Raw genomic sequence first — 21688 nt, 5'->3', positions numbered from 1 at the left:
GAAGCTACGGTTGCATTCGACGACCGATGCGAGCACGGCAATCAGGACGGAAGGGACAGACACACGATGAGCGGACCGCAGGGGCCCGATCCGACGAACCCGTGGCAGCAGCCGCCGCAGGGTGAAGGTCAGCAATCCGGCGAGGACTCGACCCAGCACGTGTCACCTTGGCAGCAGCCGTCCGGCGAGCAGACGTGGCAGGCCGCCGGGGAGCAGCCGACTTGGCATCCGCCTGCGTACACGCCCACGGAATACGGGCAGTACCAGCAGCCGCCCGCGCAGTACTACCCGTCTCAGCCGTTCCCGCAACCCACGGGCTACCCGCAGCAAGACCAGTACGGCGCCCCGACCGGCGAGTACGGCGCGCAGACCGCTCACTACGGCCAACCCGGCGCCTACCCGCAGCCCGGTCAGTACGGTCAGCCGGGTCAGTACGGTCAGCCCGGTCAGTACGGTCAACCCGGTCAGTACGGCCAGTACCCGGGATCTTATGGTCAGCCGCCCGCGGGCGGCCCGAAGCGGTCGCGGGCGGTCATCGGCACGGTGGCCGGCGTGTTCGCCGCGATCCTGGTGGCGGTCGTCTTGGTGCTGGGCTTCTGGGCGCCCGGGTTTTTCGTCACCACCAAGCTGGACGTCAGTAAGGCGCAAGTCGGTGTGCAGCAGATCCTCACCGACGAGACCAACGGCTACGGCGCGAAGAACGTCAAAGACGTTAAGTGCAACAACGGGCAGAATCCGACGGTCAAAAAGGGCAGCACCTTCGACTGCGACGTCAGCATCGACGGCACCAAGCGTCAGGTCACGGTGACTTTCCAGGACAACAAGGGCACTTACGAGGTGGGGCGGCCCAAGTAGCACGGTTAGGTCACGACGCGGGCAGCGCGTCGAGCGCCTTCTGCAGCCGCGCGATCGGTGACCCGACCCCGAGCCGGGTCGCCAGCTCCGCGGTACGCCTCGGGTGGGCCGCGACCAGCGGCATGGCGTCGGTCGGCGTCGACAGCGTGACGGGCGCGTCGGTGGCCACCCGTACCACCGGGCCGGCGGCCTCGATGTAGTCGGCGGCCTTGCGCAGCTTGGCCCGCACGCCCTTGGACAGCGAGGATTTGGGGTCGTCGACGGCAGCCAGGACGCCCGCCAGGGAGCCGTGCTGCGCGAGTAGCGCCGCGGCGGTCTTCTCGCCGATTCCGGGCACGCCCGGAAGTCCGTCGGACGGGTCCCCGCGCAGCAGCGCCAGCTCGGCATAGCCGACGCCGGCCCGATCGGCGGGCACGCCGTATCGTTCGGCCACCTCGCGCGGACCCATCAGCGTGGCGTTGGTCAGCCCGCGGCCGAGGTAGAGCACCCGAACAGGCACCGGATCGTCGCCGACCACCTGCAACAGGTCGCGGTCCCCGGTGACGACGATGACCGGGTCACGCCGTTCCTGAGCGGCCAGAGTGCCGATCACGTCATCGGCTTCGAAGCCCGCTGCGCCGCCGGTGCAGATGCCGAACGCGTCGAGGATCTCCCCGATCATTTCGACCTGAGGAGACAACTCGTCGGGCACCTCCTCGACATCGGTTTGCCCATCGGGGTGCTCTTCCTCGACGCGATGCGCCTTGTACGACGGGATGCGGTCCACCCGGAATTGGGGGCGCCAGTCCAAGTCCAGGCACACCACCAAGCGGCCGGGGCGCTGTCGGGTGATCAGCATGGCCACCGAGTCCACGAATCCGCGGACCGCGTTCACCGGCCGGCCGTCAGGCGATGTGATCGAGGACGGGACGCCGTAGTAGGAGCGAAACCACATGCTGGCGCCATCAAGCAGCAGCAGCGGCGCGGACATGCCCGCCATCCTGCCAGCACGGGCCCGGCTAGGTCCGATTGCCGGGCTCGCCCCCTCGCCGCCGCGCGGCTGGGGGTGCCCCCACCTCATCGCGCTGCGCGCTCTGCATCGTCGCCCGGCTAGCCTGAATGCCATGGGTTCTCACCGATTCGATGCAGGGGTATACAGCCGCCGGATCGCGGCCGCGACGGCTGCCACCGCCGAGGCCGGCCTGGCCGGTTTGGTGATCACCCCGGGCTACGACTTGCGGTATCTGCTCGGCTCGCGCGCGCAGACCTTTGAGCGGCTCACCGCGCTGGTGCTGCCGGTCTCCGGTGACCCGACCGTGGTAGTGCCGCGATTGGAGCTGGCCTCGCTGAAACAATCCGCTGTCGCGGAACTGGGCCTGACGGTACGGGATTGGGTCGACGGCGACGACCCATACACACTGGTCGCCGCAGCCATGGGGGGTGCGCCCGCGGCGACTGCCGTGACCGATTCGATGCCTGCCATGCACCTGTTGCCTTTGACCGACGTCCTCGGTGTCCTGCCGGTCTTGGCCACCGGCGTGCTGCGGGGACTGCGGATGGTCAAGGATGCTTCCGAGATCGACGCGCTGCGCAAGGCCGGCGCGGCTATCGATCGCGTGCATTCCCGGGTGCCGGAGTTCCTGGCCCCCGGTCGAACGGAGGCCGACGTTGCCGCGGATATCGCTGAAGCCATTGTCGCCGAAGGACATTCGGAGGTGGCATTCGTCATCGTCGGTTCCGGGCCGCACGCTGCGGACCCGCATCACGAGTACTCGGATCGGGAACTTCGGGTGGGTGACATCGTCGTCGTCGACATCGGCGGTGCGTACCAGCCCGGATACCATTCCGACTCGACGCGTACCTACAGCATTGGTGAGCCCAGCGCGGAAGTGGCGCAGCAGTATTCAGTGCTGCAACGGGCGCAGCGGGCGGCCGTCGACGCGGTGCGTCCTGGGGTGACCGCCGAAGATGTGGACGCCGCGGCCCGCGACGTGCTGGCCGAGGCCGGGCTCGCCGAATATTTCGTGCACCGCACCGGGCACGGCATCGGATTGTCGGTGCACGAAGAGCCCTACATCGTTGCGGGCAATGCCTTACCGCTACAAGCGGGGATGGCGTTTTCGGTTGAGCCGGGGATCTATTTCCCCGGCCGGTGGGGGGCGCGTATCGAAGACATCGTGGTGGTGGCTGAAGACGGCGCTCTGCCGGTCAACCACCGTCCGCACGAGCTGATCGTCGTCCCCGTTTAGCCATCGCAGCGGGTGCCACGCGCTGACCCTCGCCCGCGTATTACGCTCGTGCGATGACCGACCACGACCGCGCCGCCGCCCGCCGAGAAATCACCGACGCCCTGCTCACCGCGCTGGAACGTCGACACGAGGTGCTCGACCTAATCGTGGAAGCCGACGACCGGCCATCGGCGGTCGACGGCATCGTCACCTTGCTCAACACGTCACGGCTGGGTGCCGAGGCGGTGATCGGCATGTCGTTCGATCAACTGACCAAGAACTCGCGTAAGAAGATCGCCGCCGAGCTCGAAGACCTGAACAACATATTGAGCTTCACCTTCAAAGACCGACCCGCCAGCTCAGGCGACACCTTGGTGCTCCGCCCGTTTTCCGGCACTTCCGACCGCGATATTTTCGCCGCACGTACCGAGGACATCGGCGCCAAGGGCGACGGCTCCGGCGCCCCGGCGGGTGGTCTCGATGACGAGATCCGCGCCGCAAAGGAACGGTTCCACGCCGAAGAGGCCGCCTGGTTCGTCGCGGTCGATGGCGACGACAAGGTCGGCATGATCTTCGGTGAACTCGAAGGCCAAGAAGTCCATGTCCGGATCTGGATTCATCCTGACTACCGGCACCGCGGCTATGGCACCGCCGCGCTGGCCAAATCGCGACCGGAGTTGGCGGCCTACTTCCCGGCGGTGCCGCTGGTGATTCGGGCGCCCGGCGCCACGCTCGTCTAGCGGCCGGCCGCCGGCAGCTAGACGGATTTTCGACTCAGCAGATCCGAGGACCCCAGCACCCGCTCCACCTGCACCTCGATGACCACGCGTCGGGGGTTGACTCGCGGTGTTCGGTAGCGCTGCGCATAGCGCAATTCCGCGTCGCGCACGGCGTCGACCTGGCTGTTGACGCTGGCGCGTCCCTCCAGCGACAGCCAGCGGGCGCCGTCGACCTGGCTGAGCACCGCGACCCCGCCACGGTCGGCGTTGACCGCCTTCTGCGAGCCGCCGGTGGTGATCACCCGTGCGATGTGTGTCTTGGGGTCGAAGGTGAAACCCACCGCCACCACGTGCGGGGAATTGTCGATGCGCAGCGTGGTCAGCATGGCCAGATGGCGCTCCGTGAGAAACGCCAGTGCGTCGTTGGTCAGCCGCGCGGTGGTGTTTGCCATCACCGCCCACGCTAGCGCAGGAGATAATCGCAGCCGTGAATGACACGGGCGCCGCGACGGTGCTGATCCTCGGCGGCCGCAGTGAGATCGGTATTGAACTCGCGCGGCGCCTGGCTGCCGGGGCGACGGTGATACTGGCGGCCCGCAAAGCCGACGAGCTGGCCGACCAGGTCGCGGCCCTGGTCAGCGCCGGCGCGACGGGCGTGCACACCAGGGAGTTCGACGCGGACGACCTCGACTCGCACGGACCGCTCGTCGCGTCCGTCATCGCGGATCACGGTCCCATTGACACCGCGGTGCTGGCCTTCGGAATCCTCGGCGACCAGGCCCGCGCCGAGACCGACGCCGCGCACGCGGTGGCCGTCGTCCACACCGACTACGTCGCGCAGGTCAGCCTGCTTACCCATCTTGCGGCGGCCATGCGTGTGGCCGGCCGAGGATCGCTGGTGGTGTTCTCCTCGATCGCCGGGGCGCGCGTGCGTCGGGCGAACTACGTGTACGGCTCGGCCAAGGCCGGGTTGGATGGCTTCGCCAGCGGGTTGGCCGATGCGCTGCATGGAACCGGCGTGCGATTGTTGATCGCTCGGCCAGGGTTCGTGATCGGGCGGATGACACGGGGTATGACGCCCGCCCCGCTATCCAGCACGCCTGACCAGGTGGCCGCGGGCACCGCCCGAGCGCTCGCCAAAGGCCGGCGCACCGTGTGGATCCCCTGGGCGTTGGGGCCGGCGTCCGTCGCGATGCGGTTGCTGCCGCAATTCGTGTGGCGAAGGATGCCGCGATGATCATCATCGTTGGCATCGGGGCCGACGGCATGGCCGGGCTTTCGCGGCCGTCACTTAGCGAACTACAAAGGGCCACAGTGATTTACGGGTCCAAGCGGCAGCTTGACCTGCTCGACGAAACAATCGCAGCGCCCCGTCGGGAGTGGCCGTCGCCCATGCTGCCCGCATTGCAAAGCTTGCTCGACGACCACCCCGAGGACATCCACGTCGTGGCCAGCGGTGACCCGTTGATGCACGGCATCGGCGGCACGCTGCTCCGATTGTTCGGGCCCGATCAGGTCACCGTCTTGCCGCAGGTGTCTTCGGTGGCGCTGGCCTGCGCGCGGATGGGCTGGACCGGGCAGGACATCGACGTGATCAGTTTGGTGACCGCCGCGCCGCAGACCGCTGTGCGCCGCGGCGGCCGGGCGATCGTGCTCTCGCGCGACCGGTCCACGCCCACGACGCTGGCGAAGCTGCTCGACGCATACGGCCGTGGCGACTCGGAGCTCACCGTGCTCGAGCAACTCGGGGGTCCCAGAGAGCATCGTCACGAAGGCACTGCCCAGCAGTGGGCCGCCCACCCGCCCCCCGGCGTCGACGATCTCAACGTGATCGCGGTCCGCTATTTGCCCGACGAGCGGGTGTCTTCGTTGCCCGACGACGCCTTTGTCCACGACGGGCAGATCACCAAACACCCGGTTCGCGCCCTCACATTGGCGGCGTTGGCGCCGCGGCCGGGGCAGCTGTTGTGGGATGTCGGCGCCGGCTCGGGCAGCATCGCCGTGGAGTGGTGTCGCAGCTGGCCCGACTGCACCGCGGTGGCGTTCGAACGCGACGAGTCGCGCCGCGCCAATGTGGGATTCAACGCCGCGGCCTGCGGTGTCAGCGTCGAGCTGCGCGGCGAAGCGCCCGCCGCGTTCGACGGCGCCGCAGCGCCATCGGCGATCTTCATCGGTGGTGGCCTCACCCAGCCTGGCCTGCTGGACGCCTGCCTGGCGCAGCTGCCCGTCGGTGGACGGCTGGTCGCCAACGCCGTCACCGTGGAATCAGAAGCCATTGTGGCGCAGGCGTATTCGCGGCTGGGAGGCGAGCTGCAGCGGTTCCAGCACTATCACGGGGAGCCGTTGAGCGGCTTCACCGGCTGGCGACCGCGGCTGCCGATCACGCAGTGGGAGGTGACCAAGCGGTGACGGTGTACTTCATCGGCGCCGGCCCCGGCGCGGCCGATCTGATCACCGTCCGTGGGCAGCGGCTGCTCAGCCGGTGCCCGGTATGCCTGTACGCCGGATCGATCATGCCGGATGACCTGTTGGCGCTCTGCCCGCCCGATGCACGAATCGTCGACACCGGCCCGCTGCGCCTGGAGCAGATCGTCATTGAGATCGCGGACGCCGACTCCGCCGGCCATGACGTGGCCCGGCTGCATTCCGGCGACCCGTCGCTCTACAGCGCGCTGGCCGAGCAGTGCCGCCGACTCGATGCGCTGGACATCGGTTACGAAATCGTGCCTGGCGTACCGGCTTTCGCCGCCGCCGCCGCGGCGCTGGGCCGCGAGCTTACCGTGCCCGGCTTGGCGCAGACGGTGACGCTGACCCGAATCGCGACGTTGTCGACGCCCATGCCCGCCGGTGAAGACCTGACCACTCTTGCGCAGTCGGGGGCGACCCTGGTGTTGCACCTTGCCGCCGCCCAGATCGACGTCATCGTGCCCGCGTTGCTGGCCGGCGGCTACCGGCCTGAAACACCGGCGGCGGTAGTGGCTTACGCCAGCTGGCCGCAACAGACGGTGCTGCGCGGCACGCTGGCCGATATCGCTAATCAGATGCACGACGCGGCGATCACCAAGACCGCGGTCATCGTCGTCGGCGATGTGCTGGCCGCCGAGGGATTCACGGACAGCTACCTGTATTCCGCCGGACGCAGCCGGGGCGGTAGACACTGATGCGGGTGTTGTTGCTCGGCGGCACCGCCGAGGCGCGCGCACTGGCCGCGCGGCTGCACTCCCACGTCGACGTCGTCAGTTCGTTGGCCGGACGCGTCCCGGATCCGGCGCTACCGATGGGCGCTGTGCGAATCGGCGGGTTCGGCGGAGTCGACGGGCTGCGAAAGTGGCTGCGCGAGGAGCATATCGACGCCGTCGTCGACGCCACCCACCCTTTCGCGGCCACCATCACCGCGCATGCGGCTGAAGCCTGCGGGGAGTTGCGCCTAGCCCATCTGCTGCTGGCTCGCCCGGCTTGGGATCCCGGTGGCGCCATCGTGGTGACATCCGATGTCCAGGCAGCCGAAGTCGTTGCTCGTCAACAGTTCTCACGGGTATTTCACACCACGGGCAGATCCGGTGTTGCGGCGTTCGCCGACAGCGATGCGTGGTTTTTGATCCGCGCAGTCACCGCGCCGAACCCAGATATGTTGCCGCGTCGCCACCAGCTGGTGTTATCTCGCGGTCCATATCGCTACGACGGGGAATGCGCCCTGCTGCGCGAGCACCGCATCGACGCGTTGGTGACGAAGAACAGCGGCGGTGAGATGACCCGGCCGAAGCTGGATGCCGCGGCGACACTTGATATCCCGGTCGTGATGGTGAGTCGCCCGCCGCTGCCGCCCGGAGTGGCGACGGTAGGCAGTGTCGATGAGGCGGTCGAATGGGTTGCTAGACATGCGCCGATGGGTAACGGCGCGGGGTGAAGACCCGATCCGTCGAGCCGACCAGGTGCCACTGCGTCTGCGAGGACCCGACGATCAGCAGGCAGCGCATGTCGACATCGGCCGCGTCGAGCTCATCCAGCCGGACCACAGTCATCCGCTCAGCGGGCCCAGACACATCCCGCCCGATCACCACCGGAGTGCCCGGGTCACGATGGGCCAGGAGCAAGTCCCGCATGGCCCCGACCTGCCAGGTCCGCGTCTTCGACGCCGGGTTGTAGATGGCCAGCACCAGGTCGGCGGCGGCCGCCGCGGCGAGGCGCTCGGCGATCACACTCCACGGCTTGAGCCGGTCTGACAGCGAGATCACCGCGTAGTCGTGACCCAGCGGTGCGCCGACCCTGCTCGCGACAGCCTGCGCGGCGGTCATCGCTGGAACCACTCGCACCTGCACTTCGGGCCACTGTTTGGCCTCCTCGAGAACGGCGGTAGCCATCGCGAACACCCCGGGATCACCCGAGGACACCACGGCGACCGCGTGTCCCTGCTCGGCGAGTGCGCAGGCCAGCCGTGCCCGGGCCGGTTCGTCGGTGTTGTCGCTGGGGTGACGACGCTGACCGTCCCGGGCGGGGATGCGCTCGAGGTAGGGCCCGTAGCCGATCAGGTCGGTGGCTGCGGCCAGCTCACGTCGGCTTTCCGGTGTCATCCAGTCGCTGTGTCCCGGGCCCAGACCGACCACCGCCACGCCGGCGCGCCGGGTCGCCGGTGGCCGGCCTCCGGGCAGCAGTGCCAGCGAAAAGTACGGCACGGTGGCGGCGTCGACGTCGGCCGCGGGCAGCACCCGCTGCCCGGCGGTGCTGGCCCGTTCCACATACAGTGCGCCGTCAAGCTGGCCGGCTGCCGAAAGCGCCTCCCGCACGGCCGGATACGAGCGTCCCAGTTTGAGTATCACGGCGGCGTCGGAGTCGGCGAGCCGGCGAGCCAATTCCTCGGGCGGCAACGTTCCCGGCAGCACCGACAGCACCTCGTCACCGGCGACCAGCGGCGTCGCGATCGCGGCTGAGGCCGCGCTGACCGACGTCACCCCCGGCACGATCACGGCGTCGAACCGCTGCGTCAGCCGGGTATGCAGATGCATGTACGAGCTGTAGAACAGCGGATCACCTTCGGCGAGCAGCGCCACGTCACGGCCGGCGTCCAGATGCTCGGCGATGCGCTGTGTGGCACCGGTGTAGAAGTCTTCCATTGCGCCGGCATAGCCGCCGGGATGGTCGGTTGTCTCGGTGGTGACCGGGTAGACCAGGTGCTCCTCGATCTGCCCGGGCCGCAGGTAGGGTTCGGCGATGCCGCGGGCGATGCTGCGCCCGTGCCGGGCGCTGTGGTACGCCACCACATCGGCTTCGCCGATCACCCGGGCTGCCTTGACCGTCACCAGTTCTGGATCGCCGGGTCCCAGCCCGACACCGAAAAGCGTTCCGCGCCTGGTCATTCTGTGCGGGCCGCTATCGCGTTGACGGCCGCGGCGGCCATCGCACTGCCGCCGCGACGGCCCCGCACCACCAGGTAGGACATCCCGCGCGGACGGTCGATGAGTTCTTGTTTGGACTGCGCCGAGCCGACGAAGCCGACCGGCCCGCCCAGCACCGCGGCCGGTGCCGGGTAGCCCTCGTCGACCAGTTCGAGCAGGCGGAACAACGCGGTGGGCGCATTGCCGATGGCCACCACCGCACCGGCCAGCCGATCCGCCCACACCTGGACCCCGGCCGCCGAGCGGGTGGTGTGCAGCCGGTCCGCCAGCTCCGCTGCCCGCGGATCGGCGACCAGCGAGACGACCTGGGTCTGGGCGGGCAGCCGCGAGACGGTGATGCCGGCTGCCACCATCGATGAATCGCAGAGCACCGCAGCGCCCCCCGCCAGCGCCGCGGCGGCGCGGGTGACGACATCGTCGGTGTAGGCGACATGCTCGGCAACGTCAATCTGGCCGCAGGTGTGGATCAGCCGGACCACCACGCGCTCGACGTCGGCCGGGAATCGGCTCAGGTCCGCTTCGGCGCGGATCGTCGCGAACGACTGCCGGTAGATCTCGGCGGCGTCGCGAAGGTAGTCGAGCACGTGCTCACCCTAAGACTTCAGTGGTCGGTATCCGTCCCGGGTAGCGACCAGCACCTCACCGGCCGGCGGGCTGCCGCAGGCGCGTTCGCAGCCGACGAAGTGTCGGTGCACACCAGTGCCGGTGTGCAGCGATTGCGCGGCGTCGGCGCGCACGTCGGCGATCGAGCGCGCACAGCCCGGGCTGCCGACACAGGCGCTGACCGCCAGCCAGGGTGAGTTCTCATCGAAGACCAGGCCCAGCGGGGCCAGCACGCGTAGCGCCGTATCGGCGACGCCGTCGTTCAGGTCACACACCAGCACCGACCGCCACGGCGTGATGATCAACGGCGCCTCGATCGCGGCCAGGTACTCCGCGACGCGTGCCGACAGCACACCCAGCGGCACCGCGGCACCCAACGCGATCCGGCCGTCGTCCTGCTCGATCCAGCCCACCGGCGGCCGGGTGACCGGGGGAAAGCCGCCGCCCAGTTCGGCGCCGGGCCAGAGCCCGGCAACATCGACTAATTCACTTACTCGCCAAGCGTTTCCGCGGATCTCAGTGAACCGCACCGCGGCGCCGACCAACGCCTCGACTACTTCGGGTGCGGCTAACCGGACACCGGTGTCACGGCCGGCGAGCAGCAGGGCGACGCCATCCTCCAGGACATGGACTCCGACGTCAGCGCCCAGGCCCGAGACGTCGCCGCGGCCGTCGTCGAGACTGAACCAAAATCGACCACCCAGCTCCGCGAGCCGGGGTTCGGCGCAGATCGCCGCGTCCAGGTCGGCGACCCAGCCGCGCACGTCGATACGGCCGCCGGCCCGACCGGACAACGGGGACGCGACGATGTTGCGGACCCGCTCATGCGTTGCCGACGGCAATAGTCCGGCCGCAGCGATCGCGTCGGCCACCGCAGCCACGTCCGTGATCGCGCGGATCTGCACGTTGCCGCGCGCGGTCAGCTCCAGGGTTCCGGATCCCAGGCAATCCGACGTCTCGGCCAGGGCCGCTAGCTGGGCCGCAGTGAGGACGCCGCCGGGCAGCCGGATGCGGGCCAGCGCGCCGTCGGCGGCCTGGTGCACCTGCAGTGCACCCGGGCAGGCATCGGTGTCGCGGACCCTGGCCATGCGTCCACGGTAAGGGTCTTTAGCCGCAAATAGGAACGTCGCGACTTCGGCTAACGTTCTTTGAGTATGAATGGCGGTCCTGCCAAGTGGTCGACGGTCTGCACGGTGCTACTGTCCGCCGCCGCGCTGCTTTCAGCGGCGCCAGCGTCAGCAGATCAAACCGACGATGCATTCCTTGCGGCCCTTGCCAAGGAGGGGATCGCCGTTGCTGATCGCAACAGCACGATTGCGATGGCCCATACCGTGTGCGCCGGATTCGACAAAAACAACAAATCGAGCATTATGGCGATGAGGCTGATGAAGGACACCGACCTCTCGCTGAAGCAATCTGGCTACTTCGTCGGCGTTTCCATCGCGGCCTACTGCCCGCAGTACATCGGGCAGACCGACAACTCGACGTACTGGCTCAACCCGGGGCCCGTTTATGTGAAGTAACCAGCGAGCGTCGCCTGGCCAGTGATGAACGTGCATGCCACGGTCCACTCCGACAGACCTGGTCGCAGGCATCGATAAGCCGAGGCCAACGGCGTAACGTGCAGGCCAGCGAGAGGGCCGGGTGGTTGCCATGACGCAAAATCGGTCGCTGAAGATCGCGATAATCGGGGCTGGGATGTCGGGCATCTGCATGGCGGTCAAACTGCAAGACGCCGGCATCGACTCGTTCGAGATTTTCGAGAAGGCCGACGACGTCGGCGGCACCTGGCGCGACAACACATATCCCGGACTTACCTGCGACGTCCCGTCGCGCTACTACTCCTACTCGTTCCGGCCGAACCCCGACTGGTCACACCTGCTGCCGCCGGGTCCTGAGATACAAGCCTATTTCCAGCGGGTGGCCGACGAACGGGGCATCCGTCGGCACATCCGGTTCGGCGCCGACGTCACCGGCGCGCGATACGACGGCGGGAAGTGGCGACTGACCACCGGCGACGGCGAGGAAACGTTCGACGTGCTTGTCACCGCGACCGGAGTCCTGCGGGTACCTCGTTATCCAGACATCCCCGGACGGGACACGTTCGCTGGGCCCGCGTTCCATTCGTCGCGCTGGGACCACTCGGTCTCCCTGCCGGACAAGCGGATCGGCTTGATCGGGACGGGCTCGACCGGTGTCCAGATCGTCGCCGCGCTCGGCGGCGAGGTGCGCCAATTGAAAGTCTTCCAGCGGACCGCGCAGTGGATCTACCCCTTCCCCAATGTGCGTTACTCCCAGCTGACCCGAAGGGTGTTGTCCAGGTGGGCGGCGTTGAACGGTCTGGGTTATCGCTTCTGGGGGTGGTACATCAGGCAAACGTTGGGCCGCGCGACGATCCGTCCGGGATGGCAGCGCCGCCTGATCCAGGCTCAGTGCCGATGGAACCTGCGGCTGTCGGTACGCGACCACCAGTTGCGGGCCAAGCTCACCCCGAAGGATCTGCCGATGTGCAAGCGGCAGGTTCTCGCCGGGCATTTCTATCGTTCCGTGCAGCAACCCGGCGTCGAGGTGATCAGCGACCCAATCGATCACATCGAGTCGCGCGGCGTTGTCACCGGCGACGGCACCCTCCATGAACTGGACCTGCTGGTGTACGCCACTGGGTTTGACGCGCGAGCCTACGTGCGCCCACTGGAGGTGATTGGAGAGGGCGGGCTCACCCTGGACGAGGCCTGGGCCGACGGCCCGAAGGCGTATCGGTCGGTGGCGGTGCCGGGATTCCCCAACCTCTTCATGCTGATGGGTCCGCATTCGCCGATCGGCAACCAGTCACTGGTCCCGATCGCCGAGGACCAGGCCGACTACGCGATGTGGTGGATCAACCAGCTTCGTGATGGTGTTGTGCACGCTGCCGCACCGACCGAAGCGGCAACCAAGGAATACAACGAGAGCATGAAAGCCGCGATGCCTCAGACGATATGGGTCACCGGTTGCAGCAGCTGGTACCTGGGCAAGGATGGTCTGCCCGAGCTGTTCCCCTGGACACCGGAGACTCATCGCCAGCTCTTGCGGCAACCCGTGCTTGCCGACTTCGACGTACGCACCGATTGAGGATCACGACGTACCCGCGCGCCGAGCATAGGCCGCGCGCTTGTCGACGTCGACGTCGGTGGTGAATACGCGGTCCGAACCCAGTGCGCGTCCTATCGCCTCGGACATGCGCTGCGGCAAGTGCCGCTGGGTCGACACGACGACGCCAAACGAACGGGGAACGAACGCCCGTGCCTTCGGTTTGGCGATCACGCTGGCGATTGTCCGCGCCACGTCGTCGGGCTCGGCATTCTTGAAGCCCTTCACGTGTCCGGCGCCGGCGATCATGTCGGTGTTGGTCAGCGTCGGCAGAATGGCCGAGAAGTGGACACCACTGCGACGGTTTTCCATCCGAACGGTGTCGGTGTAGCCGAGCACGGCATGCTTTGTGGCGCAATAGGTTGCGATGCCTTCGACGGGCTGCACGCTACCGACTGACGCGATGTTGATGATATGGCCGTGGCCGCGGGGCAGCATCCGCTTGGCGGCCAGCTTGGTGCCCAGGATCACGCCGTAAACGTTGACGTCGAGCACTCGCTCGGTGACAGCGTCGGCCTCCTCAATGGCGCTGCCGACCGCGACGATGCCGGCGTTGTTCACCAAGACGTCGACGGGCCCCAGCTGATCTTCAACAGTGTCGAGAAAATCGGTGAAGGAGCGCCGATCCGCCACATCCAGCCGGCGGGCGACCTTGAGGCCCAACGTGCTGCCCGCCTCCCTGACAGCCGATCTGTCGATATCGCCGATCGCGACCACGGCGCCCAAACCATGCAGAAGCGTGGCGGTGGCCAGCCCGATCCCGCGCGCCCCACCGGTGATGGCAATGACCTTCTCTGCAACAGACACGCGCTTCATCGCTCAGTGCTCCTCTTGGCCGGGCTTAAAGCTTAGGCGCTCGATGCGGTACGAATGACAGATGGCCGAGCCGACGATCTTGCTGGTGTCCACCTCCGACACCGACCTGATCACCGCCCGCGCCACCGGCGCCAACTATCGGTGGGCCAACCCCGCGCGGTTACTGCCCGGCGAACTCACCGAGTTGATCGACGCCGTCGACATGGTGGTGGTCCGCATCCTGGGCGGCTACCGCGCCTGGCAGGACGGCATCGACACGGTGCTGGCCAGCGGTATTCCCGCCGTCGTGGTCAGCGGCGAACAATCGCCCGATGCCGATCTGACCGAACGGTCGACCGTGCCTGCGGGCGTTGCGCTGCAAGCGCATATCTACCTGGCCCAGGGGGGTGTGTCCAACTTGCGCCAGTTGCACGCCTTCCTGTCGGACACCATGCTGATGACTGGCTTCGGGTTCACCGAGCCGGTGAGCACGCCGACGTGGGGAGTGCTGGAACGCGCAGCCATCGACGTCGCAGGCCCGACGATTGGGGTGCTGTACTACCGGGCGCAGCACCTGGCCGGCAACACCGGCTACGTCGAAGCCCTGTGTCGAGCGATCGAAGGTGGCGGCGGGCGGGCGCTGCCGCTGTACTGCGCCTCACTGCGGACCGCTGAACCGGACATGCTGCACACGCTCGGGCAGGCCGATGCGATGGTGGTCACCGTACTGGCCGCCGGGGGAGTCAAGCCGGCGACGGCATCGGCCGGTGGCGATGACGACAGCTGGAACGTCGCACACCTCGCCGCACTGGACATCCCGATCATGCAGGGCCTGTGCCTGACCAGTTCGCGTTCGCAGTGGTGCGACAACGACGACGGGCTCAGCCCGCTCGACGTCGCCAGCCAGGTTGCGGTTCCCGAGTTCGACGGACGCATCATCACGGTTCCGTTCTCGTTCAAGGAGATTGACGACGAGGGGCTGATCTCCTACGTCGCCGATCCGGAGCGCTGCGAGCGGGTCGCCGGCCTGGCGCTCGCCCACGCCCGGCTGCGGCACGTCGCACCTGTCGACAAGCGGGTGGCGGTGGTGTTCTCTGCCTACCCGACGAAGCACTCCCGGATCGGCAACGCGGTCGGCCTGGACACCCCGGCCAGCGCGGTGGCGCTGCTGAGGGCGATGCGCGACCGTGGCTATCAGGTGGGTGAGTTACCCGGCGTCGAATCCGCCGATGGCGATGCGCTGATCCACGCGCTGATCGAACGCGGTGGACAGGATCCCGAGTGGCTCACCGACGGTCAGTTGGCCGGCAACCCGATCCGGGTGTCCGCCAACGACTATCGGGCATGGTTCGCCACCCTGCCCGCCAAGTTGGCCGACGCCGTGCAGGCGCATTGGGGACCTCCGCCGGGCGAGCTTTTCGTCGACCGTTCCAAAGATCCGGACGGCGAGATCATCATCGCCGCAATGCAATCCGGCAACGTGGTGCTGATGGTGCAGCCCCCGCGTGGTTTCGGCGAGAACCCGGTCGCGATCTACCACGACCCGGATCTGCCGCCCAGTCATCACTACCTGGCCGCCTATCAGTGGTTGGGCCGCGGATTCGGCAACAGCTTTGATGCCGATGCCGTCGTGCATCTCGGCAAGCACGGCAACCTCGAATGGCTGCCCGGCAAGACGCTGGGCATGTCGGCGGCCTGCGGGTCCGATGCCGCCTTGGGCGATCTGCCGCTCATCTATCCGTTTTTGGTCAACGACCCAGGCGAGGGCACCCAAGCCAAACGGCGCGCCCACGCCGTGCTCGTCGACCACCTGATCCCGCCGATGGCACGTGCCGAAACCTACGGGGACATCGCCCGTTTGGAGCAACTGCTCGACGAACACGCCAGCGTCGCCGCGCTCGACCCCGGCAAGCTGCCCGCCATCCGGCAGCAGATCTGGACGCTGATCCGGGCGGCCAAGATGGATCACGATCTGGGACTTGCCGAGCGGCCGGAAGACGATTCGTTCGACGACATGCTGCTGCACGTCGACGGATGGCTGTGCGAAATCAAGGACGTTCAGATCCGCGACGGCCTGCACGTCCTCGCCCAGGTCCCACAAGGCGAGCAGGAACTGGACCTGGTGCTGGCCGTGCTGCGCGCCCGCCAACTCTTCGGCGGCGACCAGTCGGTGCCCGGTTTGCGTCAAGCACTTGGCCTGGCCGAGGACGGCACCGACGAGCGGCGATCGGTCGACGCGGCCGAAGACCAGGCGCGTCAGCTGGTCGCGGCGCTGCAGGCCAGCGGGTGGGACCCGGCCGTCGCCATGCGTCTCAGCGACGATCCCGCGGTCACCTCCGTATTGCGATTCGCCGCCACCGAGGTGGTGCCCCGGCTGGCCGGCACCGCAGGGGAGATCGACCAAATACTGCGGGCATTGGACGGCCGTTTCATCGCCGCCGGACCATCGGGCTCCCCGCTGCGCGGGTTGGTCAATGTGCTGCCCACCGGACGCAACTTCTATTCCGTCGACCCGAAAGCGGTGCCGTCGCGGCTGGCTTGGGAAACCGGTGTGGCCATGGCGGATTCACTGCTGGCCCGCTACCGCGAGGACTACGGAACCTGGCCGCAGTCAGTCGGCCTGTCGGTATGGGGCACCTCGGCGATGCGCACATCCGGTGATGATATCGCCGAAGTCCTTGCGCTGCTGGGTGTTCGACCCGTCTGGGACGATGCCTCGCGACGTGTCGTCGACCTGGCGCCGATCCCGTTGACCGAGCTGGGTCGGCCTCGCATCGACGTCACGGTGCGCATCTCGGGATTTTTCCGTGACGCGTTCCCGCACGTGGTGACGATGCTCGACGACGCGGTGCGGTTGGTCGCCGACCTCGACGAGTCGGCCGACGACAATTACGTGCGCGCGCACGCCCAAACAGACCTGGCACAGCACGGCGACCAACGTCGAGCTACCACAAGGATTTTCGGATCGAAGCCGGGCACCTACGGCGCCGGGCTGCTGCAGCTGATCGACAGCCGCAATTGGCGCGACGACGCCGACCTGGCGCAGGTGTATACCGCCTGGGGCGGCTTCGCCTACGGGCGCGGCCTTGATGGCCGGGCCGCTACCGACGACATGAACCGGCAGTACCGGCGAATCGCGGTCGCCGCCAAAAACACCGATACCCGTGAGCACGACATCGCCGACTCTGACGACTACTTCCAATACCACGGCGGCATGGTGGCCACCGTGCGAGCACTGACCGGACAGGCACCCGCCGCCTACATCGGCGACAACACTCGCCCCGACTCCGTCCGCACGCGCACGTTATCCGAGGAGACCACCCGGGTCTTTCGCGCCCGTGTCGTCAACCCGCGGTGGATGACCGCGATGCGCCGGCACGGCTACAAGGGCGCATTCGAGATGGCCGCCACCGTCGACTACCTGTTCGGCTACGACGCCACCGCGGGGGTGATGGCTGACTGGATGTACGAGCAGCTCACCGAGTCCTATGTGCTGGATCTTCAGAACCGCAAGTTCATGACCGAGTCCAACCCATGGGCGCTGCATGGAATGGCCGAACGGTTGCTGGAGGCCGTCAGCCGCGGGATGTGGGCCGACCCGCAACCGGCCACGCTCGACGCGCTGCGCCAGGTGCTGTTGGAAACCGAAGGCGACCTCGAAGGCCGTTAGACGACTCAGACGAAGTCTGAACCACCGTCTACGTTCACGGTTGCGCCGGTGACGTAGCCGTTGCGGCGGGACGCCAGGTACGCGGTAAGCGACGCGACCTCTTCGGGGAGTCCGGCGCGGCCGAGGTCGCAGGGCTGGTGAAAGTTGTTGTCGATCCAGGTCATAACGTCACGTGGGTCGGTGGCGTCCAAGCCGTCCGCGGCGAGGATATCTTTGAGGTTCTCGGTGAAGCTGGCGGTCACGATGGTGCCTGGGCAGACGCAGTTAACCAGAATGTCGTCCTTGGCGAGGCTCTTGGACAAATTCTTGGTGACGCTGGCCAGCGCCGCTTTTGATGCCGTATAGGCGACAATGCGTGGGCTCTGCCGCTGAATAGAGTGCGCCGACAGCGTCACAATTCGGGCCCAGTCCGCAGACCGCAGCAGGGGCAAGGCGGCGCGGATCGACCGCACCGCCGACATCGTGCCGAGCGCAAACGTGGCGTCCCACTGGCCGTCGTCCATCTGCTCGAAATAACCGTCGCCCGGTCCAATGGTGTGGACCAGGCAATTGAGTTGTCCCCAACGCTCGGCGACCGCGGCAAAGCCGGCGGCGATCGACTCGGCGTCCGCCATGTCCACGCCGATCCCCACGGCGTCCGGCGCCCCGGCTTCGCGCAGCGACGTGACAGCGGCGTCGCGCGCTTGTTGGCCTCGCGCCATCACCGCCACGCGGGCCCCTTCGGCCGCAAGGGTTTCCGCGATGGACAGTCCCATCCCTTTGCTACCGCCCGTGACCACAGCCGTCGATCCGGCGAAGCCTAGATCCATGATTATCTCCCTTAGTCGGTTGGCGTCACACGCCCAGCCCGCGCAGGACGAAATGCAGAATGCGCTGTCGAAGCTCGTCGCGGTCACATTCGCCGGTCGTCCATTGTCGGTCGATGCCGACCCACACCACGCCATGGATGAATTGGGCGCCGGTGACCGGCTCGACGTCGCGAAATACCCCGCTGCGCAGTCCGCGCTGCAGTGCCTGCACAAGCGGTGTGAGCATCTCTGCGTACGCGGGCTGGATCAGACTGGGGGAGGCGAACGTCTGCGACTGAGCCTCCAGCGAGAGGCGCCGCAGATCGGATCCGATGCTCTCGTCGAATGCCAAATCGAGGCGTCCGTCGATCCACGCCGTTACCGCCTCGATCTCCGTCGTGGCAGCGGCCATTCGGCGTCGGAGGCGTCGCTTCTCGACGCGTGCGGCCTCCAGAAACACGGCGGCAACCAGTTCGTCCTTGGATTCGAAATGCCGATAGAACGCCCGGGTGCTCAATCCCGCTCGTTCCAGGACCCCGGCAATGCTGAGCCCGCGAACACCCTGCTCTCGCAACGTTGTTGACGCAGCGGCCAGAATCTCGCGGCGCACAGCGGGATCAGGACCCAGCTTGTCGCGTCGCCGCGCGCGAGGAGCGCTCGCGTCGTCAGCCAGTTGCGTCATAGCGGGCCAGGTAATCAGCGAATCGCTCGCGAACGCTGTCGGGTGTCAGGCCGTAGTCGGCCAGGTCATAGTCGTGTGCGCCGCGCGATCCGGGTTGATGCGCTTGGGCCCACTGGTTGACGGACGCACTTGTCGCCTCGGTGAAGCTCAAACCCAGACGCGCGTAGCTGGTTTGCAGTGTGCCGACCGGATCGCTTTGCAGATCGGCGAAGGATACGTCGGCGAACCGGTCGTCGCCCGTCCGGCTGCGGAAATCCATTGCCCGCCGGACACCTTCAACCCAGCAGTCTACTTGCTCGGCGCCAAGTTCCTCAGCGTCGTTGCGGTCGCTGCTCCAGCTGCGCACGTACTGGATGAGGCTGCACACCGAGCCCATCACCTTGGCCGGATCGCGATGGCTCCAAAGGAATTTGGCGTTCGGGTAGGCCTCGATAAGCGCGTCGAGGGCGAACATGTGCACGGGGGTCTTGAGGTGCCATAACACCGGTGGGCAATGCCACTGCAGCAGCCTGAGCACGCGACGGTGAAACGTGTAGGTCTCGCGCATGTCGCAGTCCATCACCCACGCCAGATACCCGGGTGCGCGCACGGCACCGTCGAAGTGGAAGGTACGGAAACTCATTCCCATCAGGTCTTGGCATTCGGTCGGGGCCCCTGCCTCGGAGTTATGCATCGTCTTCATCAACGGGAACATGTCGTCGAGCATCTTCAGCCCGGCCTCGGCCTGCGCGATGCGTGGATCGGTTTCTTGGGTGGCGCTCTCCGGCGGTGGGGTGGGCGCCTGGGATTCCCACATCCGCAGGGATCGGAATTGTGGATCTGCCGCCACGAGTTGGCTCAACGCGGTGGTGCCGGTGCGGGGTAACCCGATCACGAAGACGGGGCCGCCGACCACCTGATCGTCGATCTCGGGGTGCTGGCGGTAGGTGTGCTCAACCTTCAGGCGCTGGATCAGGGCGTTGCTGACGGTGGCATGCTGGATGACGCTGCCCAAGTCGTTGAGGTCTGCCTCGGTATTCAGCGCTTCAACGATACGTTCGAGTCCCTCGCGATAGTAGGACGAACCGAAATCCTCGAGACCCGTTGCGGCGCAGGCGCCGGCCTCTAATTCGTCCGCATCGAACATCAGTGCCCGAACCTCTCGCGCACGGCGCGGCGTCGTGCCGTAAGGATGGACGACCGCTCTTGTGGAGTGACTCTGGTGGTGTCCGAAGGCAACTCTGCGGCGACTTGCTCGAACGGCACGATGCGGGTGGTCGGTGTCGGTGCGGTCTTGGTGCGCACGCAGCGCAGGATGATCGGACCGTTGCTATGGCCGGCGGTGTCGAGCCAGTTCGCGACCCCAGGGTCCCCCTCGCACAGCACAACTCGCACCAGGCCGTCGGAATCCACCGCTACTTGATGAGCGTTCAGGCTGGATTGATGACGCCCATAGTGAATGGTTTCCCACCACGGGTTGCCAATGGAGAAACTCCAGTAGATTCCTTCGGGTGGTTCAACTTCGACGATGAGTGCCTCGTCGGGGCGCAGCTCCCACCGACCGATCACCGGCTTGTTCTCTGCGGCTGCGCCCATGTCAGTGCGGTCGATGGGTGGCAGGAAACCGTTTAGCGGCGGCGCGGCCCCGAACTGCAAGAAGAATGCCAGGTTGTCATGGACGAAGTCGCCGAGGGCGACGAGTTGACGCGACACCGCGATCTTCCGATCGACCGAGCCGCCGTTGGCTGCCACCGCGTCGCCGAGTCGTTCGATGCGCAGCGACGAAGCCACCTCGATATCCCAGTCGTAGAAGAAGTGCCGCACCGTCAGCGTGGGATGGTCGCCGTCAATCCGCATCCAATTTCCGGCTCGCTCTTCGGCTGACAGCACCACTTCGAAGTTCCCGTCTCCATCCACCTCGAGTTCGTCGACGAGTTCGTTGGCCGTCGCCGCGATTCCGTTCATCGTCTGCAACCCGACGTAGCGGGCGGTCCCGCGATTGCCGAACAGTCGGTAACTCTCCCCGCCGCGCAGCACGGCCCGGGTGTAAATGCAGTCCGGGCATTCCATTCCCCAGGTCACGAGGTCGTCGGTACTGGTCGGTTGGACGCACAGGATCGGATCGGGATCAAAGCGCAACACTTCGTCGATACCCGCGGCGAGCAGCACGAGCAGGTGCCGCATGCCCGCAGCGAGATCGACCCGATTTTGGCTCGCCGGATCGGATTCCACGACCTCCGCCGCCCCGCGAAGGCGGTCCAACAGATACGACCAGGCCCGTGGCAACTCGAGGGTGTGGCCGTCGTCGGAGAAGGCCGACTCGGCTATCGAGAACGGCAACCACGCCATCGGCCGCGTCGGATCGCTCACATTTCCCTCGTTTCGACGAGCACTTAAGTGAAAACGATATTTTCACTTAACGGCGGAGGATGTCAACGTCGAGTTTGTTCACCGGGGTAGGGTTGCGCTGTGTCACCGACTTTCGCCGACGTCGCCAAGGCGCAGTACGTCCTGCTGACCACTTTCACCAAGGACGGCCGGCCCAAGCCGACTCCGGTCTGGGCCGCTCCCGACGGTGACCGCTTGCTGGTCATCAGCGAGGAGAAGGCTTGGAAGGTGAAGCGGATCCGCAACACCGCGCGGGTGACGTTGGCCGTCTGCGATATCCGCGGCCGCGCGAAAAGCGATGCCATCGAGGCGACCGCGGCGATCCTCGACAAATCGCACACTGGCGCCGTTTACGACGCGATCGGCCGGGAGTACGGCCTCATCGGTCGGGTGTTCAACCTTGTCAGCAAGCTGCGCGGCGGCATGCAGAACAACGTCGGTCTGGAACTTCGCTCGGCCGAGTAGCGGCGCATGGCTGCA

21 protein-coding genes are annotated in these 21688 nt (G+C 67.0%); 11 read left to right on the top strand and 10 right to left on the bottom strand.

Going from position 1 to position 21688, the window contains the following annotated elements; translation table 11 throughout:
• Positions 1-66: 66 nt before the first annotated feature.
• Positions 67-855, top strand: coding sequence for a DUF4333 domain-containing protein (locus VNW74_RS13510; RefSeq protein ID WP_325677571.1), 789 nt, complete (start codon positions 67-69; stop codon positions 853-855).
• 10 nt (positions 856-865) lie between these two features.
• On the opposite strand, the gene VNW74_RS13505 is transcribed toward VNW74_RS13510, so the two are convergent.
• The gene (locus tag VNW74_RS13505; protein ID WP_325677569.1) at positions 866-1825 is read right to left on the bottom strand and encodes a 5'-3' exonuclease; all 960 of its coding nucleotides are present in this window, start codon (positions 1823-1825) and stop codon (positions 866-868) included.
• Positions 1826-1958: 133 nt separating this feature from the next.
• Between VNW74_RS13505 and VNW74_RS13500 the strand changes: the two genes are divergently transcribed.
• Positions 1959-3083, top strand: coding sequence for a Xaa-Pro peptidase family protein (locus VNW74_RS13500; RefSeq protein WP_325677567.1), 1125 nt, complete (start codon positions 1959-1961; stop codon positions 3081-3083).
• 53 nt (positions 3084-3136) lie between these two features.
• Positions 3137-3802, top strand: a complete 666-nt coding sequence (locus VNW74_RS13495; RefSeq protein ID WP_325677565.1) for a GNAT family N-acetyltransferase — start codon at positions 3137-3139, stop codon at positions 3800-3802.
• Positions 3803-3819: 17 nt separating this feature from the next.
• Here VNW74_RS13495 and VNW74_RS13490 read toward each other — a convergent pair whose 3' ends face one another.
• Positions 3820-4233 (bottom strand): F420-dependent biliverdin reductase, encoded by a 414-nt coding sequence (locus tag VNW74_RS13490; RefSeq protein ID WP_325677563.1) that lies wholly within the window; start codon positions 4231-4233, stop codon positions 3820-3822.
• Positions 4234-4268: 35 nt separating this feature from the next.
• Between VNW74_RS13490 and VNW74_RS13485 the strand changes: the two genes are divergently transcribed.
• Genes VNW74_RS13485 through VNW74_RS13470 form a run of 4 tightly spaced genes read left to right on the top strand, consistent with a single transcriptional unit; the run spans position 4269 to position 7688 of the window.
• Positions 4269-5018 carry an SDR family NAD(P)-dependent oxidoreductase gene (locus VNW74_RS13485; protein ID WP_325677561.1) on the top strand — a complete coding sequence of 250 codons (750 nt, stop codon included), beginning with the start codon at positions 4269-4271 and terminating at the stop codon, positions 5016-5018.
• A complete protein-coding gene (cbiE, locus tag VNW74_RS13480; RefSeq protein ID WP_325677559.1) occupies positions 5015-6190 on the top strand; it encodes a precorrin-6y C5,15-methyltransferase (decarboxylating) subunit CbiE in 1176 nt (391 codons plus the stop codon). The genes VNW74_RS13485 and cbiE overlap by 4 nt, the downstream gene beginning before the upstream one ends.
• The gene (cobM, locus tag VNW74_RS13475; RefSeq protein WP_325677557.1) at positions 6187-6942 is read left to right on the top strand and encodes a precorrin-4 C(11)-methyltransferase; all 756 of its coding nucleotides are present in this window, start codon (positions 6187-6189) and stop codon (positions 6940-6942) included. Before cbiE ends, cobM begins: the two co-directional genes overlap by 4 nt.
• On the top strand, positions 6942-7688 hold the full coding sequence (locus VNW74_RS13470) for a cobalt-precorrin-6A reductase (protein ID WP_325677555.1): 747 nt from the start codon (positions 6942-6944) through the stop codon (positions 7686-7688). The genes cobM and VNW74_RS13470 overlap by 1 nt, the downstream gene beginning before the upstream one ends.
• On the opposite strand, the gene VNW74_RS13465 is transcribed toward VNW74_RS13470, so the two are convergent.
• The 3 genes from VNW74_RS13465 to cobG are packed head-to-tail and all read right to left on the bottom strand — an operon-like array spanning position 7654 to position 10865.
• On the bottom strand, positions 7654-9135 hold the full coding sequence (locus VNW74_RS13465; RefSeq protein WP_325677553.1) for a precorrin-2 C(20)-methyltransferase: 1482 nt from the start codon (positions 9133-9135) through the stop codon (positions 7654-7656). The two genes, VNW74_RS13470 and VNW74_RS13465, sit on opposite strands and share 35 nt — an antisense overlap.
• Positions 9132-9758, bottom strand: coding sequence for a precorrin-8X methylmutase (locus tag VNW74_RS13460; protein WP_325677551.1), 627 nt, complete (start codon positions 9756-9758; stop codon positions 9132-9134). The genes VNW74_RS13465 and VNW74_RS13460 overlap by 4 nt, the downstream gene beginning before the upstream one ends.
• 9 nt (positions 9759-9767) lie before the next feature.
• The gene (cobG, locus tag VNW74_RS13455; protein WP_325677549.1) at positions 9768-10865 is read right to left on the bottom strand and encodes a precorrin-3B synthase; all 1098 of its coding nucleotides are present in this window, start codon (positions 10863-10865) and stop codon (positions 9768-9770) included.
• 105 nt (positions 10866-10970) lie between these two features.
• On the opposite strand from cobG, the gene VNW74_RS13450 reads away from it, so the two are divergent.
• Positions 10971-11300 (top strand): DUF732 domain-containing protein, encoded by a 330-nt coding sequence (locus VNW74_RS13450; protein ID WP_414686677.1) that lies wholly within the window; start codon positions 10971-10973, stop codon positions 11298-11300.
• 130 nt (positions 11301-11430) lie between these two features.
• The gene (locus VNW74_RS13445) at positions 11431-12888 is read left to right on the top strand and encodes an NAD(P)/FAD-dependent oxidoreductase (protein WP_325677545.1); all 1458 of its coding nucleotides are present in this window, start codon (positions 11431-11433) and stop codon (positions 12886-12888) included.
• Between the two features lie 3 nt (positions 12889-12891).
• Here VNW74_RS13445 and VNW74_RS13440 read toward each other — a convergent pair whose 3' ends face one another.
• Positions 12892-13722 carry an SDR family oxidoreductase gene (locus VNW74_RS13440; protein ID WP_325677543.1) on the bottom strand — a complete coding sequence of 277 codons (831 nt, stop codon included), beginning with the start codon at positions 13720-13722 and terminating at the stop codon, positions 12892-12894.
• A 61-nt stretch (positions 13723-13783) separates the two neighbouring features.
• Here VNW74_RS13440 and cobN point away from each other — a divergent pair, with 61 nt between their 5' ends.
• Positions 13784-17371: a cobaltochelatase subunit CobN gene (cobN, locus tag VNW74_RS13435; protein WP_325677542.1), complete on the top strand. Its 3588-nt coding sequence runs from the start codon at positions 13784-13786 to the stop codon at positions 17369-17371.
• 5 nt (positions 17372-17376) lie between these two features.
• Here the strand turns inward: cobN and VNW74_RS13430 are convergent, their stop codons facing one another.
• From VNW74_RS13430 to VNW74_RS13415, 4 genes are read right to left on the bottom strand one after another with little or no spacing between them, the layout of a single operon-like run.
• A complete protein-coding gene (locus VNW74_RS13430; protein WP_325677541.1) occupies positions 17377-18180 on the bottom strand; it encodes an SDR family NAD(P)-dependent oxidoreductase in 804 nt (267 codons plus the stop codon).
• Positions 18181-18205: 25 nt separating this feature from the next.
• Positions 18206-18841: a TetR/AcrR family transcriptional regulator gene (locus tag VNW74_RS13425; RefSeq protein ID WP_325677540.1), complete on the bottom strand. Its 636-nt coding sequence runs from the start codon at positions 18839-18841 to the stop codon at positions 18206-18208.
• Complete coding sequence (locus VNW74_RS13420) at positions 18825-19970, bottom strand: sulfotransferase (protein WP_325677593.1); 1146 nt, start codon at positions 19968-19970, stop codon at positions 18825-18827. The genes VNW74_RS13425 and VNW74_RS13420 overlap by 17 nt, the downstream gene beginning before the upstream one ends.
• Positions 19967-21169: a hypothetical protein gene (locus VNW74_RS13415; protein WP_414686679.1), complete on the bottom strand. Its 1203-nt coding sequence runs from the start codon at positions 21167-21169 to the stop codon at positions 19967-19969. Before VNW74_RS13415 ends, VNW74_RS13420 begins: the two co-directional genes overlap by 4 nt.
• A 120-nt stretch (positions 21170-21289) precedes the next feature.
• Here VNW74_RS13415 and VNW74_RS13410 point away from each other — a divergent pair, with 120 nt between their 5' ends.
• Positions 21290-21673 carry a PPOX class F420-dependent oxidoreductase gene (locus tag VNW74_RS13410; RefSeq protein ID WP_325677536.1) on the top strand — a complete coding sequence of 128 codons (384 nt, stop codon included), beginning with the start codon at positions 21290-21292 and terminating at the stop codon, positions 21671-21673.
• Positions 21674-21688 lie beyond the last annotated feature (15 nt).

The organism is Mycobacterium sp., from assembly GCF_035570115.1.
Lineage (GTDB): Bacteria > Actinomycetota > Actinomycetes > Mycobacteriales > Mycobacteriaceae > Mycobacterium.
Note: the sequence above shows the minus strand (reverse complement) of the source record. Positions and strands in the feature narration are given on the sequence as shown.